The 15,180-nt window shown below is 75.2% G+C and carries 18 protein-coding genes; 9 read left to right on the top strand and 9 right to left on the bottom strand.

What is annotated here, in order from left to right; genetic code table 11:
• Positions 1-56 precede the first annotated feature (56 nt).
• Genes EV188_RS22935 through EV188_RS22950 form a run of 4 tightly spaced genes read right to left on the bottom strand, consistent with a single transcriptional unit; the run spans position 57 to position 4,048 of the window.
• On the bottom strand, positions 57-1,040 hold the full coding sequence (locus EV188_RS22935) for an NAD(P)/FAD-dependent oxidoreductase (RefSeq protein WP_133828648.1): 984 nt from the start codon (positions 1,038-1,040) through the stop codon (positions 57-59).
• Complete coding sequence (locus tag EV188_RS22940; RefSeq protein WP_133828649.1) at positions 1,037-2,212, bottom strand: hemolysin family protein; 1,176 nt, start codon at positions 2,210-2,212, stop codon at positions 1,037-1,039. The genes EV188_RS22935 and EV188_RS22940 overlap by 4 nt, the downstream gene beginning before the upstream one ends.
• The gene (locus tag EV188_RS22945; protein ID WP_208114357.1) at positions 2,209-3,567 is read right to left on the bottom strand and encodes a hemolysin family protein; all 1,359 of its coding nucleotides are present in this window, start codon (positions 3,565-3,567) and stop codon (positions 2,209-2,211) included. Before EV188_RS22945 ends, EV188_RS22940 begins: the two co-directional genes overlap by 4 nt.
• Before the next feature lie 16 nt (positions 3,568-3,583).
• Positions 3,584-4,048 (bottom strand): PPOX class F420-dependent oxidoreductase, encoded by a 465-nt coding sequence (locus EV188_RS22950; RefSeq protein ID WP_133828651.1) that lies wholly within the window; start codon positions 4,046-4,048, stop codon positions 3,584-3,586.
• Positions 4,049-4,098: 50 nt separating this feature from the next.
• Between EV188_RS22950 and EV188_RS22955 the strand changes: the two genes are divergently transcribed.
• The 4 genes from EV188_RS22955 (at position 4,099) to EV188_RS22970 (ending at position 7,041) form a co-directional block, all read left to right on the top strand.
• A complete protein-coding gene (locus tag EV188_RS22955; protein ID WP_166660027.1) occupies positions 4,099-4,842 on the top strand; it encodes an SDR family oxidoreductase in 744 nt (247 codons plus the stop codon).
• An 82-nt stretch (positions 4,843-4,924) separates the two neighbouring features.
• Positions 4,925-5,896, top strand: coding sequence for a type I pantothenate kinase (gene coaA / locus EV188_RS22960; protein ID WP_133828653.1), 972 nt, complete (start codon positions 4,925-4,927; stop codon positions 5,894-5,896).
• 33 nt (positions 5,897-5,929) lie between these two features.
• Positions 5,930-6,397, top strand: coding sequence for a MarR family transcriptional regulator (locus EV188_RS22965; RefSeq protein WP_133828654.1), 468 nt, complete (start codon positions 5,930-5,932; stop codon positions 6,395-6,397).
• Between the two features lie 86 nt (positions 6,398-6,483).
• Complete coding sequence (locus EV188_RS22970) at positions 6,484-7,041, top strand: mycothiol transferase (protein ID WP_166660028.1); 558 nt, start codon at positions 6,484-6,486, stop codon at positions 7,039-7,041.
• Here EV188_RS22970 and EV188_RS22975 read toward each other — a convergent pair whose 3' ends face one another.
• Positions 7,042-7,836 carry a DUF427 domain-containing protein gene (locus tag EV188_RS22975; RefSeq protein ID WP_133828656.1) on the bottom strand — a complete coding sequence of 265 codons (795 nt, stop codon included), beginning with the start codon at positions 7,834-7,836 and terminating at the stop codon, positions 7,042-7,044.
• 68 nt (positions 7,837-7,904) lie between these two features.
• A complete protein-coding gene (locus EV188_RS22980) occupies positions 7,905-8,564 on the bottom strand; it encodes a GOLPH3/VPS74 family protein (RefSeq protein ID WP_133828657.1) in 660 nt (219 codons plus the stop codon).
• Between the two features lie 93 nt (positions 8,565-8,657).
• Here EV188_RS22980 and EV188_RS22985 point away from each other — a divergent pair, with 93 nt between their 5' ends.
• Positions 8,658-9,368 (top strand): YqjF family protein, encoded by a 711-nt coding sequence (locus tag EV188_RS22985; RefSeq protein ID WP_243741929.1) that lies wholly within the window; start codon positions 8,658-8,660, stop codon positions 9,366-9,368.
• Positions 9,369-9,386: 18 nt separating this feature from the next.
• On the opposite strand, the gene EV188_RS22990 is transcribed toward EV188_RS22985, so the two are convergent.
• Complete coding sequence (locus EV188_RS22990; RefSeq protein WP_133828658.1) at positions 9,387-9,794, bottom strand: hypothetical protein; 408 nt, start codon at positions 9,792-9,794, stop codon at positions 9,387-9,389.
• Positions 9,795-9,906: 112 nt separating this feature from the next.
• On the opposite strand from EV188_RS22990, the gene EV188_RS22995 reads away from it, so the two are divergent.
• Positions 9,907-10,701, top strand: coding sequence for an MmyB family transcriptional regulator (locus EV188_RS22995; protein ID WP_341770792.1), 795 nt, complete (start codon positions 9,907-9,909; stop codon positions 10,699-10,701).
• 85 nt (positions 10,702-10,786) lie between these two features.
• On the opposite strand, the gene EV188_RS23000 is transcribed toward EV188_RS22995, so the two are convergent.
• Positions 10,787-11,392 (bottom strand): class I SAM-dependent methyltransferase, encoded by a 606-nt coding sequence (locus EV188_RS23000; RefSeq protein WP_133828660.1) that lies wholly within the window; start codon positions 11,390-11,392, stop codon positions 10,787-10,789.
• A gap of 89 nt (positions 11,393-11,481) precedes the next feature.
• Here EV188_RS23000 and EV188_RS23005 point away from each other — a divergent pair, with 89 nt between their 5' ends.
• From EV188_RS23005 to EV188_RS23015, 3 genes are read left to right on the top strand one after another with little or no spacing between them, the layout of a single operon-like run.
• Positions 11,482-12,366, top strand: coding sequence for an acyl-CoA thioesterase (locus EV188_RS23005; RefSeq protein WP_166660029.1), 885 nt, complete (start codon positions 11,482-11,484; stop codon positions 12,364-12,366).
• A 7-nt stretch (positions 12,367-12,373) separates the two neighbouring features.
• Positions 12,374-13,087, top strand: a complete 714-nt coding sequence (locus EV188_RS23010; protein WP_133828662.1) for a DUF998 domain-containing protein — start codon at positions 12,374-12,376, stop codon at positions 13,085-13,087.
• 11 nt (positions 13,088-13,098) lie between these two features.
• On the top strand, positions 13,099-14,442 hold the full coding sequence (locus tag EV188_RS23015) for a pyridoxal phosphate-dependent decarboxylase family protein (protein WP_133828663.1): 1,344 nt from the start codon (positions 13,099-13,101) through the stop codon (positions 14,440-14,442).
• Here the strand turns inward: EV188_RS23015 and EV188_RS32290 are convergent.
• Entirely contained in the window at positions 14,426-15,166 is a 741-nt protein-coding gene (locus EV188_RS32290; RefSeq protein WP_208114348.1) for a class I SAM-dependent methyltransferase, read from the bottom strand. The genes EV188_RS23015 and EV188_RS32290 overlap by 17 nt on opposite strands.
• Positions 15,167-15,180: the final 14 nt, after the last annotated feature.

Raw genomic sequence — 15,180 nt, forward strand, 5'->3', positions numbered from 1 at the left:
CGGTCGGCGGTCACGGGTCGGTCACGGTGCGCGGTGACCGGTGCCCGGCCGACCGCTCAGCAGACGACGCGTGTCGCGATCGCCCGGCCCAGCAGGGTGCCGGAGCGCCAGGCCGTCTCGACCTTCGGGCTGCCCCAGGCGTCGCCGCAGAGCCCGACGAGGTCGTCGGTGAGCGCGAACTCCTCCTCGCGCGGCTGCGCCGGGCTGGCGAACGACCACCGGTGGGCGTGCGTCCAGGCCGGCGCGTCGTCCAGGTCGAGCAGCTCGGTGACCGCGGCGACCACGGGCGCGACCGCGCCGTCGGGGTCGTCGAGGTGGCGGCGCGCCCGCTCGGCCGTGGTGTGCGCGACGAGCACCGGCGCGCCGTCGCCGCGGCGGTCGCCGTCGTCGGCGAGGAGGTCCACGTCCGGGTGGCCGTTGACGAACGCCGCGGGGAACCGTTCCCAGCTGCGATGCCCGTAGCCGAGCGCGACCGAGATCACCGGGTTCCAGTCCCGGTCGGCGACCAGCGGCGCGGCGCGCAGCGCGGGGTGCAGCAGGCGCGCGGCCTGGGAATCGGGCATGGCCAGGGCCACGGCGAGCGCGGGGGCGCCGTCGACCGCGGGGCCGGGCTCGACCGCGGTGACCGTGTGCCCGGTGCTCACGGTGACGTCCTCGGCGAGGTCGGCGACCAGCGAGCGCAGCCCGCCCGGCGCGCACCAGCGTTGCGGGCCGGCCTTCGACGACCAGGACCCGTCCTCGTCGCGGCTGGCCAGGGTGTCGGTCCACGGGCGGGCGAGCCCGCGGCGCTCCCAGCCGTCGACGACCGCGGCGAACTCGTCGTCGCGCACGGTGAAGTACGCGGCGCCGAGGTCGACGACGTGCGCGGATCCTTCGGGAGCGTCGGGCAGCGGCCTGCTCGCCATCCGCCCGCCCACGCGGTGCGAGCGCTCCAGCACCCGCGCGGGCACCCCGGCCGCGACCAGCGCCCGCGCGCACGCGACCCCGCTGATCCCGCCGCCGACGACGAGCACCTCGTTGCGCAGCTGGGGGGTGCTCATGCCCTCGACCGCGTCACGTGCGTGCTGTCGCGGACCGTGCCCACGTACTCCTCGACGAGGTCCTCGAGCGCCACGAGCCCGACCGTCGTGCCGTGGTCGTCGACGGCGCGGGCGAGGTGGCTGCCCTCGCGGCGCAGGGCCGCGAGCGCCTCGTCGACCGGCGCCGAGAGCGCCAGCTCGGGCAGTGCGCGGACCCGCTCGACGGGGACCGGGCGGTCGGCGGCCATGTCGTCGGACTGCCCGTCGCCGTCGCCGTTGCCCAGGTCGAGCACGTCCTTGACGTGCAGGTACCCGTCGAGCGCGACGACCGGGGCGTGCTCGGAGTCGTCGTCGGCCGGCGAGATCGGCGTCGTGCCGGCCTCGAACGGGTTGGTGTCGAGGCGCGGGTGGGCGTCGGGCGCCTGCCCCGCCTGCACCGGGAACCGCGAGAAGCCTGTCCGGGCGACGGCCTCCTCGACCGCCCCGACCGTCGGGTTCGGCGGCAGGACGGTGACGCGGTCCAGGGGGATCGTCACGTCCGCGACCGTGTGCTCGGCCGAGGTCAGCGCCTGGGTCAGCCGGCGGGTCTGCGAGGCGTCGAGCAGCCCCTCGCGCCGCGACTCCGAGAGCATCTCGGCGATCTCCTGCGGCGTGTACGCCGCCTCCCGCTCGTCGACGGGCGTGACCCCGAAGAGCCGCAGGACGTGGTTGGCGCACCAGTTCAGCACCGTGATGATCGGGCGCGTCACCTTGAGGAACGCCACCAGCGCGGGCACCAGCCACAGCGACGTGCGCTCCGGCCCGGCGATGGCGATGTTCTTCGGGACCATCTCGCCGATGACGATGTGCAGGATCGTCACGATCGTCAGCGCGACCACGAAGGCGATCGGGTGGATGAGCACCGAGGGGACGCCGAGCGGCTCGAGGACGCCCTCGAGCTGGTGGGCGACCGCGGGCTCGCCGAGCGAGCCGAGGGCCAGCGAGCAGATCGTGATGCCCAGCTGGGCGGCCGCCAGCATCATCGAGAGGTGCTCGGAGGCCCGCAGCACCGTCGCCGCGCCGGACGTGCCCTCGGCCTGCAGGGCCTCGAGGCGGTCGCGGCGGGCGGTGATCAGGGAGAACTCGGCGCCGACGAAGAACGCGTTGGCGAGCAGCAGCGCGAGCATCAGCAGCAGCGCGACGGTGTCGCTCATGCGGGCGCCTCCGTCCCGTCGGTGGTGACCGCGGCCGGGACCTGGGGTGGTCGCACCACCCGGACCTCGGCGATCCGCCGGTCGTCGACGCGGGTGACGATCAGCTGCCACTCGTCGCAGGTGACGGCGTCGCCGACGTTCGCGAGCCGCTGCAGCTCGGCGACGATGTAGCCGGCGAGCGTCTCGTAGACCTCGCTCTCGGGGAACGACCAGCCGACGGCGTCGGCGAGCTCGTCCGGCCGCAGCATCCCGGAGACGATCCAGGTGTCGTCGCCCTCGCCGCGCACGCGGGCGGCCTCGCCGCGGTCGTGCTCGTCGCGGACGTCGCCGACGATCTCCTCGACGAGGTCCTCCAGGGTGACGATGCCGGCGGTGCCGCCGTACTCGTCGACCACCAGCGCCATCTGCAGCCCGGCGCCGCGCAGGCGGTCGAGCAGCTCGTCGCCGTCGAGGGAGTCGGGCACGGTGGTGGCGGTACGCATGAGGTTGCGCAGCTTGGTGGTGGGGCGCTTGGCGCGTGGCTCCGAGAACGCCTGCTTGACGTGGACGACCCCGCGGATGTCGTCGAGGTCGCGGTCGACCACGGGGAACCGGGAGAACCCGGTGCGCACGGTGGCGGCGAGCAGGTCGTCGACGGTGGCGTCCTGGGAGAGCGACTCGACCCGTACGCGCGGGGTCATCAGCTCGTCGGCCCGGCGCTCACCGACGCGCAGCGAGCGCGCCATCACCTCGGCGGTGCCCTCGTCGAGCGTGCCCTGCTGGGCGCTCGTGGCCACCAGCGAGCCGAGCTCCTGCGGCGAGCGCGCCGAGCGCAGCTCCTCCGCGGGCTCGACGCCGAGGCGCCGGACGATCCAGTTGGCCGAGCCGTTGAGCCCGCTGATGAAGAACGAGAACACCCGCGAGAAGCCGGCCTGGATGCCGGCGACCATCCGCGCGGTGCCCATCGGGCGGGCGATCGCGAGGTTCTTCGGCACCAGCTCGCCGAAGGTCATCGAGAGCGCGGTGGCGACGATCAGCGCGATCACCGCCGCCGTGCCGCCGGCCGCGCCCGCGGGCAGCCCGAGGTCCTCGAGCAGCGGCGAGATCAGCGTCGCGATCGCGGGCTCGGAGAGGTAACCGGTGATCAGCGTGGTGATCGTGATGCCGAGCTGGGCGCCGGAGAGCTCGAAGGAGAGGTTGCGGTGCGCGCGCTGCACGATCTTCGACCGGCGGTCGCCGACCTCGGCGACGTGGTTGTCGATCTGGCTGCGCTCGAGGCTGGTCAGGGAGAACTCGGCCGCGACGAAGATGGCGGTGCCGAAGGTGACGGCGACGAACCCGACGAGTCCGAGCACCGACAGGAGGACGTCCACGATCTCCTCTGTCCCCGACTCAGCCCGTCGCCAACCGGGCCGGGAAGCCGCCGGTGGCAATCGGCCCCCAGCGTTCCACCGTCAGCCGGATCAGCGACTTGCCCTGGCGCGACATCGCCTCGCGGTACTCGTCCCAGTCGGAGTGCTCGCCGGAGATCGACCGGAAGTACTCCACCAGCGGCTCGAGCGCGTCGGGGAGGTCGAGGACCTCGGCGGTGCCCTCGACGTGCACCCACGGACCGTCGAAGTCGTCGGAGAGCACGCACATGGCCACCCGCGGGTCGCGGCGGATGTTGGTGACCTTGGCGCGCTCGGGGTAGGTCGACACGAGCAGGCGCCCCTGCGCGTCGATGCCCAGCGTGACGGGCGAGGTCTGGTCGCCGCCGTCGCCGCGCCGGGTCACGACGATCGCCTTGTGCCGCGTCCGCAGGAACGCGTCGAGCTCCTCGCGTCCCACGCGGTCGTTCGTCGCCACGTTCACCATGGCGACGAGCGTAGCCGCGGGGGCGGGCACCGCCCTCTACGGTGATCACCGTGGGAGCGCTGGACGGGCTGGACGGGCGGCGGGTGGTGGTGACCGGCGCGTCCTCGGGCATCGGGGCCGCGGTGGTGCGGGCGGCGGCCGCCGCCGGGGCCCGCGTCGGGCTGCTGGCCCGGCGCGCGGACCGGCTCGCGACCCTCGCCGAGGAGGTCGGCGGACACGCCGCTGTCGCCGACGTCACCGACGCGGCGGCCGTCACGCGGGCGGTCGACGAGCTCGCCGGCGCCCTCGGCGGGATCGACGCCGTGGTGGCCGCCGCCGGGACGATGCACCTGGGCGCGGTGGGGGAGACGGACCCGGAGCGCTGGCGCGAGGTGTTCGACGTCAACGTGCACGGCCTGCTCGCGACGGCCCGCGCGGCGCTGCCGCACCTGGGCGACGGCGCGAGCTGGGTGACGATCTCCTCGATGTCCGGGCGGCGCGTGCCCTCGGCGGCGGGCGGGGTCTACGCGGCGAGCAAGCACGCCGCGCACGCCGTCGACGAGACCCTGCGCCGGGAGGCCGGCGCGCGGGGGGTCCGCGTCACCACCGTCGCGCCGGGCTTCGTCGCCACCGACCTCATGGCCGGTGACGAGCCCGGGCGCGACGACGTCACGGCCTTCCGCGAGCGGATGCACGGCCTGGGCCTGACGCCCGAGCAGGTCGCCGCCGCCGTGGTGCACGTGCTCGGCCTGCCGCCCGAGGTGTGCGTCGTGGAGTACGCGCTGGTGGCGACCGCGCAGCAGCGGGAGACGTAGCGTGCGGAGCTCGACCCGTCGGCCGGGAGTGAGGTGAGCTGCGCCGCAGCCGGTGGCGGGGCACCCCACGTCCCCGACGACAATGTGCCGCCATGTGCGACGGAGCCCGGGGGATGAGCCGGTGAGCGGCAGCCCGTTCGTCGATTTCGACCGTGCGTCCTGGGCGCAGCTGCGCGACACGAGCGCGGTGCCCCTGACCGCCGAGGAGCTCGAGGAGCTGCGCTCGCTGGGCGACCCGGTCGACCTCGACGAGGTGCGCGACGTCTACCTGCCGGTCTCGCGCCTGCTGGACCTGCACGTCCGGGCGAACACGGGGCTGCTCGACGCCTACCGGCGGTTCCTGCGCCAGGACGAGGAGGCGACGCCGTTCGTCATCGGCATCGCCGGGTCGGTGTCGGTGGGCAAGTCGACGACCGCACGGCTGCTGCGCCTGCTGCTGGCGCGCTGGGACGACCACCCCGACGTCGCCCTGGTGACCACCGACGGGTTCCTGCACCCGAACGCCGAGCTGGAGCGCCGCGGCCTCATGCGCCGCAAGGGCTTCCCGGAGTCCTACGACCGGCGCGCCCTGCTGCGCTTCGTCGCCGACATCAAGGCGGGCAAGCCCGAGGTGCCCGTCCCGATGTACTCGCACCTCGTCTACGACGTCCTCGACGAGCAGCGGATCGTGTCGCGGCCGGACATCCTCGTGCTCGAGGGCCTCAACGTGCTCCAGCCGGCGCCCCAGACCGGCGAGCGGGCGAGCGCCCTGGCCGTCTCGGACCTCATCGACTTCTCCATCTACGTCGACGCCCATCCGAGTGATGTCCGCCGCTGGTACGTGGAGCGCTTCCTGGCCCTGCGGGAGACCGCCTTCCGCGACCCGGCGTCGTACTTCCGCCGCTACGCCGAGATGGACGAGGACGCGGCCCGGGCCCAGGCCGCGCGGCTGTGGGACGAGATCAACGGCCCGAACCTGCGGATGAACATCGCGCCGACCCGCTCCCGGGCCGGTCTGGTGCTCACCAAGGGCGGCGATCACTCGGTCAGACGCATCCGGCTGCGCAAGCTCTGACCGCTCCGTGACAGGCCCGTGGGACCATGAGGCATGTCCACTTCCGCCACCGGGACGCAGACGGGCCCGTCCGGTGGGTCCGGATCGTCCGATCCCGACCTCCCGTCGCGTCTGCGGCTCGCCATCGGCCGGCTCAACCGCCGCATCCGCGTCGACTCCGCGGCGGCGCTCCCGCCGCTGCAGACGTCGGTGCTGGCCACGCTCGAGGACCACGCCCCGCTGCGCCTCTCCGAGCTGGCGCGCCGGGAGGCGGTCACCCCGCCGACCATGAGCCGGGTGCTGGCCGCCCTCGACGACGCGGGCCTGCTGATCCGCACCCCGGATCCCCAGGACGCGCGGTCCGCGCTGATCCACCTCTCCGAGGAGGGGCACGCCGCCATACGGCGTATCCGCACCGAGCGCACCGCGTCGCTCGCACAACGGCTCGACCGCCTGGACTCCCAGCAGCGGGCGGCCCTCGAGGCGGCGCTGCCGGCCCTCGAGGTCCTCGTGGAGGAGTAGCGGATCCCCCGCGCGGTGTAACGTTCCGCGGTCGCCCGACGACGGACGGTGTGTCAGGTGTGAGCGATACGACTCCGGGAGAGCCGGTGCCGCTGTTCCAGGCCCCCCTGCAACCCCGCCCGTCGCCGCCCGAGGTGGCCGACGAGCGCGAGGCCCTCGAAGGCTGGCTCGACTACTTCCGCGCGCTCGTCGTGCACGCCCTCGACGGGCTGGACGAGGAGACGCTGCGCCGGCGGGTGCCCGACGAGCACGGCCCGAGCCTGCTCGCGATCGTCAAGCACCTCGCCGAGCTCGAGCGCACGTGGCTCGTCGAGCGCTGGGGTGGGCGCGGCGGCCGCCACGTCCCGAGCTACGTCGATGAGGACGTGCCCGGGTTCCGCCTCGCGGACGTCGAGAGCCCGGACGAGGTCGTCGGCAACTACCTCGAGGTGTGCGAGAAGGGCCGCGACGCGCTCGCCGGCGCCGAGTCCCTCGACGACGCCGTCCGCGACGACCGGCGCGGCCACATCGAGCTGCGCTGGATCCTGCTGCACCTCATCACCGAGACCGCCCGCTACGCCGGGCAGGCCCAGGTGCTGCGCAACGCCGCCGCCGACCTCACGGGGGCCCACCCGGAGCCGCAGGACGACGAGGAGCCGGTCTAGCTACCGGACCTCGGCGGCCACCGTCAGGTCGTCGTGCGCGAAGCACACGAGGTCCTCGATGGCGCGGGACTCGTCGGTGGGCTGCTCGTAGGACCACGCGGCGTCGGAGAGCACGCGCCCGTCGGGCAGGCGCACCGAGTAGTAGGTCGCGTAGCCCTTGTACGGGCAGGTCGTGCGCTTGCCGGAGGGCTCGAGCGTCGCCGAGATCGCGTCACGCGGGACGTAGAGGCGGTCGACCAGGCCGGTCTCGCCCAGCAGCACTCCGCCGTCCGCGTCGGCCACGGTGACGCCGTCGGTGGTCGTGACGGTCACGTGGCGGCTCGTGTGGCGCAGGCTCACGCGGTGGTACGGGTCGGGCAGGCGCCCGATGACCTCGTCGTCCTCGTCGAACCAGCGGTCGGCGGCCTCCGGGGCCAGCACCGCGAGCCCGGCCAGCCACGACGACTCCGCGATCGGGTCCGGGTAGGACCACACCGCGTCCGGCACCACCCGGTCGCCCACCCGCAGCGAGCGGTAGGTCGCGTCGCCCTTGAACGGGCAGTGGGTGGTGGTGTCGCTGGGCTCGAGGAGATCGGCCCGGAAGTCCTCCTCGGGCACGTAGAGCTGCGGGGGCAGCCCGGTCTCGAACAGCAGCGCGCCGCGGGTCGTGTCGAGCACGGTCACCCCGTCGACCTCGGCGCGCACGCGCCGCGTGAACGGCTCGAGCAGCAGGGAGTGCGCCGGGCCCTCGACGGTGAACGTCCGGGTCTCGGGCACCTTGCGCGACAACGGGCCACCGAACATGGTCAGGGCCACGACGACCTCCAGAGCTGGGGACTGCACCTGTTCCGTGCAACCCGGCGCGCGTCGGCGCGCATTCCCGCTCAGGTGCCGGTGGTCGCGGCGCCCGCCGCGGTCACCGCGGCGATCGCGCCGTAGACGTCGGCGATCGCCCGGCGGACGGCCTCGCCGGCCCACTCGCCCTCGGCGATGACCTTGCTGCGGTCGCGCAGCGCGCGCTTCGGGACCTGTCCCTCGGGGACGACCTTGTGCTCGGCGCGGACCGCGCGCAGGAGGGCGACGAGCGCCGCGTCGTCGGTGGTCGGCGCCACCCCGTCGACGAGGACCGAGCGCATCCGGCCCGCGACGGCGTCACGGCGGCGACGGTCGGCGGCGGGGTAGTACGGGGTGCGCGCCATGCCGAGGAACGTGCGCTCCTCGAGGCGCACGGACCCGTCGTGCACGAGCCCGGCCATCAGCGGGTCCTTGACCCGGCTCTGCAGCTTCTCGATCGCCGCCTTCGGCGTCGGGTCGGTGGGGAGGCGCTCGAGCGCGAGGTCGAGGACGTGGTCGCCGGTCGGCGTGCGGTCGCCGATCCCCATGACGGTCTTCCAGCGGCGCTCCTCGAGGCGGGCGCGGTCGTCCAGCACGAGCTGGAGGACGACGGCGCCGGCGAGCCCGCGCGGCAGGGACGTCGAGTCCACCAGGGGCGCGCCGGTGTCGGGGTCGTGCAGGAGCAGGGCCAGGTCCTCGGCGGTGCGCATGACGTCATCGTGGCGGGCCGCGACCCCGCGTCGCCTCCTCCTCGGGGCGGAGATCGGGGTGTGGCGGGCCGCCGCGAGGGGGAGGCTCCGGGCGTGACCGAGCCCGTGACCCGCGAGGCCCCCGGCTACGCCGGGCCGACGATGATGACCCAGCGCTGGCGCGACGTCGCGTTCCTGCACTGGGCGGTCGACCCAGCGCTCGTGGCGCCGCTGCTGCCGCCCGGCGTGCACCCGGACGTGCACGACGGCGTCACCTGGGTCGGGCTCGTGCCGTTCCGCATGGTCGGCGCCGGTGTGCTGCGCGGGCCGTCGGTGCCCTGGTTCGGGACGTTCGCCGAGACCAACGTCCGCTGCTACACCGTCGACGACCGCGGCGTCCGCGGCATCGTCTTCCGCAGCCTCGACGCCACGCGCCTCGCGGTCGTCGCCGGCGCGCGGGCCGCGTTCGGGCTGCCGTACCGGTGGGCGTCGATGGCGGTCACCGACGACGCCGACGAGCACACGTACGTGACCCGCCGCCCGCACCCGAGCCGGGTGCGGGTCCGGGTCGGCGACCCCCGGCCGGCTAACTCTCTCGAGGACTTCCTCACCGCCCGGTGGGGCCTGCACGAGCGCCACGCGCGCCGGGACTGGTACGTCCCCAACGTTCACGAGCCGTGGCCGCTGTACGACGCCGAGGTCCTCGACCTCGACGACACGCTCCTCGCCGCCGCGGGCTTCCCGGACCTCGCCGACCGTCCGCCGGACCACGTGCTGTGGTCGCCCGGGGTGTCGGTCCGGTTCGGGTTCCCGCGGCGGCGCTGAAGCCTCCTCATGGGGTCGTCACCGGCGTCGCAGGCCCGTCGCCCACTGGAGGTCGGCGAACACCGCCACGGCCGCGGCCTGGGCGAGGACGACGACCGCGCCGAGCACGGTCAGCTGCTCCCACGCGCCGACCGCGAGCCCGACGCTCATCAGCACCCAGGCGCTGTTGCCGAGCACGACGACCCAGGTCGCGGGGTGGGGGATCGCCGGGCGCGCCGCGAGCAGCACGAGCCCGGTGGCGTAGACGACGAGGAACACGCCCACGCCGAGCAGCAGGGGCGTGGACAGGCCGAGCAGCGTGTCGAGCACGCCGGCGCCGGCCGCGGCGGCGACCCCCAGGGCGCCGGAGGCGGCGGCGTCGAGGCGCAGGACGCCGCGCAGGGTGCGCTGGGTGTCGGTGACGGGGGTGGTGGTCGTGGTGCTCATGGGGCCTCCTCGCTCGGGGTTGTCGGGGAGAACCCTGCGGCGCCGCGGGTAAGCGGGTCGATGACCTCGGAGGTCATGGCCGCCGGAGCGGGCGCGCCCTAGCGTCGTGGCCGTGACGACGACCGAGTCCCGCCCGGCCCCCGGGGACCTGCTGCGCGGCTGGCGCACCCGCCGCCGGCGCAGCCAGATGGACCTCGCCCTCGACGTCGGCGTCTCCACCCGCCACCTGAGCTTCGTCGAGACCGGGCGGGCCCGGGCCAGCCGCGAGCTGCTCGTCGACCTCTGCGAGCACCTCGAGGTGCCGCTGCGCGAGCGGAACACGCTGCTGCTCGCGGCCGGCTTCGCCCCGACCTACAGCGAGTCCCGGCTCGACGCCCGCGCCCTCGACGCCGTCCGCGGCGCCCTCGAGCACCTGCTGACCGGCCACGAGCCGTTCCCCGCGCTGGTCGTCGACCGGTGCGGCGACGTCGTCATGGCCAACCGCGCCGTGAGCGCCCTGCTGGCGCTGCTGGACCCGGCGCTGCTCGAGCCGCCGGTCAACGTCTACCGCCTGAGCCTGCACCCCGACGGCCTCGCGCCCCACGTCCGCAACCTGCCGGAGTGGGCCGGGCACCTCCTGCACCGCCTCGAGCGCCTCAGCGACCTCACCGGCGACCCGCGGCTCGTGGCGCTGCGCGACGAGCTCACCGGCTACGTCCCGCCCGCCCCGACCGGCCCCGCGGCCCGCGCGGCGCACGTGATGCTCCCGCTGCACATCGCCCACCCCGACGGCGACCTGCGGCTCTACTCGACGATCACGCACTTCGGCGCGGCCTGGGACGTGACGCTGGACGAGCTGTCGCTGGAGTCCTTCGTCCCCGCCGACGACGCGACCCGCGCGGTGCTGGAGCGACTCGTCGCGGAGTAGGGACAGGGTGGTCGCGGGGGGCGAGGGGCACGGTCGGCAGGTCTGCAAGGCCCTCGATCATGCGCACCGTGCCCCTCGCGCCGCCCTAGCCGCGGCGGGTGGCGTGGACCGCGATCACCGGGTCGTCGGAGGACTCCCGGCGCTGCGCCACCGCCTCGTCGAACGCGCCGGCGTCGCGCAGGTAGGTCGCGACGATGGCCGCGCGCTGCCGGTCGTCGGCGGCCAGCCAGCCGCGGATCGCCTTGGTGGGGAAGCAGCGGTTGGAGAACGTCAGCGCGAACGTCCCGCCCGGGCGCAGCACCCGGCCGACCTCGGCGCACACGGCGACCGGCTGCACGAGGTAGTCGATCGAGACGGTGCAGACGACGGTGTCGAAGACCGCGTCGGCGAAGGGGAGCGCGGGGTCGGCGTTGAGGTCGCGCACCACGCGCTCGTCGGCCATGGGGTTGGCGTCGAGCTCGGCCGCGTTCATCCCGAGCACCGTGAGGTGGCGCGGGCGTGTATGCAGGTGGGAGACCCAGGAGCTCATGAGGTCGAGCACGTCGCCGTCCACGCCGACCTCGTCGTAGAACGCGCCGACCGCGGCGATCGCGCCGTCGTCGATGTGCTGCACCAGGCGCGGCGGGCCGTAGAAGCCGGCGTCGTCGCCGTCGTCGGCGCGGTCGAAGAACCCGGGCGGGAAGTCGGTCACGGGCCCCGGGTATCCCGGCGGACGCCGTCACATGTGATCCGGGCGGTGGCGACGGGCCCCACCGGTCAGCGTCGCCCACGATGGACCGCATGGCCGACCCCACCACGGTCCTGTCCGCCGGTCCCTCGCTGGCCGAGGACGGCGACGCCCTCACCGACGTGGCCGCGTTCCCCGTGCTCCGGCCGCTGTCGCCGCGCTACGCCGACCTCGGCGGCGACGGCCGCGTGACGACCGTGGCGCTGGCCCGGTGGTTCGAGGAGGCGCGGATCGCCGCGGAGCTGCCCCGCTTCCGGCGCCTCGTCGAGGACGGCGGGTTCGGGTCGTTCCGCGTGCTGCTCGCCGCCCAGCGGATCCGCGCCCTCGCGCCGATGACCCTCGGCGACGACTACCGCGTCGGCACCGGTGTCCGGCGCGTCGGCGGGTCGTCGTACTCCTACGGGCACGGGGTGTTCGCCGGCGACCGGTGCGTCGCGATCTCCGACTCGGTGACCGTGCTGGCCGGCGGCGCCGGTCCGTGCGGCCTGCCCGACGAGCTGCGGGCCGACCTCGCCGCGATGGTGATCGACGAGCCCGGCGGCGTCCCGGCCCGTCCGGACGCCGGGCGCCACGACCGCGCCTCGTACCCGTTCGGCCACACGATCACCACGCGCATCGGCGACGTCGACACCAACCGCCACGTCAACAACGTCGCGGTCCTGTCCTGGTACGCCGACGCGGTCGCCACCTGGCAGAGCGACCACCTCGACGCCCCGCGCGACGGCGGCCCGCCCGAGGCGCTGGCCCCGAGCGCGTGGGAGGTGCAGTACGTCGCCGAGGTCGCCCACCCCCGCACCTACGACGTCGCCCTCGCCGTCGACGAGACCCCCGACGGCCACCGCTACCGGGCCGGCCTCTTCGCGGGGGAGCGGTGCGTGGGCCTCGCCGACGGCTTCGGGGCCGCGGTCGAGGAACGCGGCGCGCACCCGTCACGTTGACCCCGTCGTGACGACCTCCGAGCTGGGAACGGGTCCACGGGTCGTGGAGCCCGGCGCGCGGGCCGGGATGGCGGGCGTGCTGCTCGCGCTCGTGGTCATCGGCGCGATGCACCTCGTCGGGCCCTCGTCGCGCGTCGACCCGGTCCGGCGCACGATCAGCGAGTACGCGCTGGTCCCGGGCGGGTGGCTCTTCGACGTCGCGGTGGTCGCCCTGGCCCTGGGGTCGGCGGGCGTGATCGCGGCGCTGGTCGCCGCGCGGCTGGCGCCGGCGCGCTCGCTGCCGGTCGTGCTGCTCGGGGCGTGGTGCGTCGGGCTGGTCCTCGTCGTCGCGTTCGAGAAGACCAACTGGTCGATCGGGCCCAGCCTCTCGGGCTACATCCACCGCTACGCGAGCCTCGTCGCGTTCATCGCCCTGCCCCTCGGCGCGCTGCTGCTCGCCCGGCGCCACCGCCACGACCCGGCCGCCCGCCCGTTCCGGATCGGGGTGCGGATCGGCTCGTGGCTGGCGCTGGCGTCGTTCCTCCCGATCGTCGGGGCCATCGCGCTGCGCGGAGTGACCGGCGTGCCGTGGTGGCGCGCGGTCCCGCTGGGCCTGCTCGAGCGGGGCCTCGCGCTCGCCGAGGTGCTGGTGGTGGCCCTGCTCGGGGCCTGGGCCCTGGCGCACGCCCGCCGCTCGACGCCGCGCGGGAGTGATCAACCCCTGGACTGGCCCGCCGCGTAGCGTCCTGCCGCGTGTGGGAGGAAGCGCTCGACCGGGCCCGGCGGTTCGCGGGCGACTGGCTCGCGTCGTTGCCGGAGCGCCCGGTCGGTCGGCCCGTCGACGGGGCGCTCGCCCTCGACGGCCAGCTTCCGGAGCGCGGCACCCCGGCCCCGCAGGTCCTCGACGACCTCGCCGCCGCGCTCGACCCCGGGCTGGTGGCGACGCCCGGGCCGCGCTACTTCGGGTTCGTCACCGGCGGCTCGCTGCCGGTGGCGCTGGGCGCCGACTGGATGGTGTCGGCGGCCGACCAGAACGTCGCCGCCCGCGTGATGTCGCCGGCGATGGCCGCGGTGGAGGAGGTCACCGGCCGGTGGGTCGTCGACCTGCTCGGGCTCCCCGCCGGCAGCGCGCTCGGCTTCGTCACCGGTGCGCAGATGGCCAACGTCGTGTGCCTCGCCGCGGCCCGGCACGCCCTGCTCGCGGCGGCCGACTGGGACGTCGGGACCGACGGGCTCGCCGGCGCCCCGGTGCCGACCGTCGTGGTCGGCGAGCAGGCCCACTCGACGATCCTGCAGGCCCTGCGCCTGCTCGGCTTCGGCTCGGGGCGCGCGGTGCGCGTGCCCGCCGACGAGCAGGGACGAATGCGTCCCGACGTGCTGGCCGACCTCCTGGCGTCGATCGACGGCCCCGTCCTCGTGTGCGCGCAGGCGGGGCAGGTCGACACCGGCGCGTCGGACCCGCTCGACGCGATCGCCGAGGTCGTGGCCGCCCGGGACCAGCGCTGGCTGCACGTCGACGGGGCGTTCGGGCTCTGGGCCGCGGCCGCCCCGCAGCGTCGCCACCTGGTCGCGGGCGCCGAGCGCGCGGACTCGTGGACCGTCGACGGCCACAAGTGGCTCAACGTCCCCTACGACTGCGGCATGGCGATCGTCCGCGACCCGGCGGCGCTGACCGCGGCGATGAGCCTGTCCGCGGCCTACCTCCCGATGGAGGTCGCCGACCCCTCCAGCCGCGTCCCCGAGAGCTCGCGGCGCGCGCGGGCGCTCCCGGTGCACGCCGCCCTGCGACACCTCGGCCGCGACGGCGTCGCCGACCTCGTCGAGCGCTGCTGCACGCTCGCCCGCCAGGCCGCCGACGACCTCGGCACGCACCCCGGCATCGAGATCCTCAACGACGTGGTGCTCAACCAGGTCCTCTTCCGCCCGCGCGACGGCGACGCGCGCGAGCTCGCCGCCGCCGTCGCGCGCGACGGCACCTGCTGGGTCGGGACGACCGTGTGGCAGGGCCGTCCGGCGGTGCGCCTGTCGGTGTCGAACTGGTCGACGACCCCGGACGACATCCGGCGCTCCACCGCCGCCATCACCCGGCTGCTGTGACCCGCGCCCGATAGAAGGCGAGCGTCCCGAACACCCACCGGCGGCGCTCGACGACCTCGGCGTCGACGAAGCCGGCGTCGGTCAGGAGCGCGACGACGTCGTCGACGGGGGAGAGCTGCGGGCGCAGGTCCTCCTCGTGCCCGTGGCCGTGCGTATGTCCGTGGCCGTGGCCGTGTCCCTCGCTCCGCTGCACCCGGCTGATCGCGTGCATCGCCGCGCCGGCCGCCCGGGAGACCGGGCCGGTCGAGCGCTCGCCCTCCATGTCCACGATGTGCACCGTGCCGCCGGGCCGCAGGACCCGGCGCGCCTCGCGCAGGGCGCGCGCCTGCTGGTCGGCCGGCAGGTGGTGGAGCATCAGGGACGAGAGCACGCGGTCGACGTGGCCGTCGGGCAGCGGGAGGTCGTCGGCGAAGCCCTGCTCCAGGCGCACGCCGTCACCGAGCTTGGTGCGGGCACGCGCCAGCGCGGCGGGGTCCGGGTCGAGACCGATCAGCTCGACGTCGGGGTGGCGGCGGGCCACCGCGGCGAGGACGTTGCCGGTCCCGCAGCCGATCTCCAGCACGCGCCCGTCGCGCGGAGGATCGGCCTGCTCGACGAGGCGCCGGTGCGACGGGCCCGCCCCGAGCACGCGGCTCATCACGTCGTACAGGAACTGAGGCGCACCCCCGGGCATCCCGGGCAGGTAGGCCCGGCCCGAGGTGGTGGCGTGCTCCGGCTCCGTCATGCTGGACTCTCCTC

This window comes from Actinomycetospora succinea (assembly GCF_004363095.1).
Classification (GTDB): Bacteria; Actinomycetota; Actinomycetes; order Mycobacteriales; family Pseudonocardiaceae; genus Actinomycetospora; species Actinomycetospora succinea.

Excerpts from the sequence above, each read along its gene's own strand:
- EV188_RS22990 (WP_133828658.1), bottom strand. The coding sequence starts at position 9,794 with ATGAGCACCACGACCACCACCCCCGTCACCGACACCCAGCGCACCCTG.
- EV188_RS23005 (WP_166660029.1), top strand. The coding sequence starts at position 11,482 with ATGGCCGACCCCACCACGGTCCTGTCCGCCGGTCCCTCGCTGGCCGAG.
- EV188_RS22980 (WP_133828657.1), bottom strand. The coding sequence starts at position 8,564 with ATGCGCACCGCCGAGGACCTGGCCCTGCTCCTGCACGACCCCGACACC.
- EV188_RS32290 (WP_208114348.1), bottom strand. The coding sequence starts at position 15,166 with ATGACGGAGCCGGAGCACGCCACCACCTCGGGCCGGGCCTACCTGCCC.
- EV188_RS22940 (WP_133828649.1), bottom strand. The coding sequence starts at position 2,212 with ATGAGCGACACCGTCGCGCTGCTGCTGATGCTCGCGCTGCTGCTCGCC.
- coaA (WP_133828653.1), top strand. The coding sequence starts at position 4,925 with ATGTGCCGCCATGTGCGACGGAGCCCGGGGGATGAGCCGGTGAGCGGC.
- EV188_RS22950 (WP_133828651.1), bottom strand. The coding sequence starts at position 4,048 with ATGGTGAACGTGGCGACGAACGACCGCGTGGGACGCGAGGAGCTCGAC.
- EV188_RS22935 (WP_133828648.1), bottom strand. The coding sequence starts at position 1,040 with ATGAGCACCCCCCAGCTGCGCAACGAGGTGCTCGTCGTCGGCGGCGGG.
- EV188_RS22965 (WP_133828654.1), top strand. The coding sequence starts at position 5,930 with ATGTCCACTTCCGCCACCGGGACGCAGACGGGCCCGTCCGGTGGGTCC.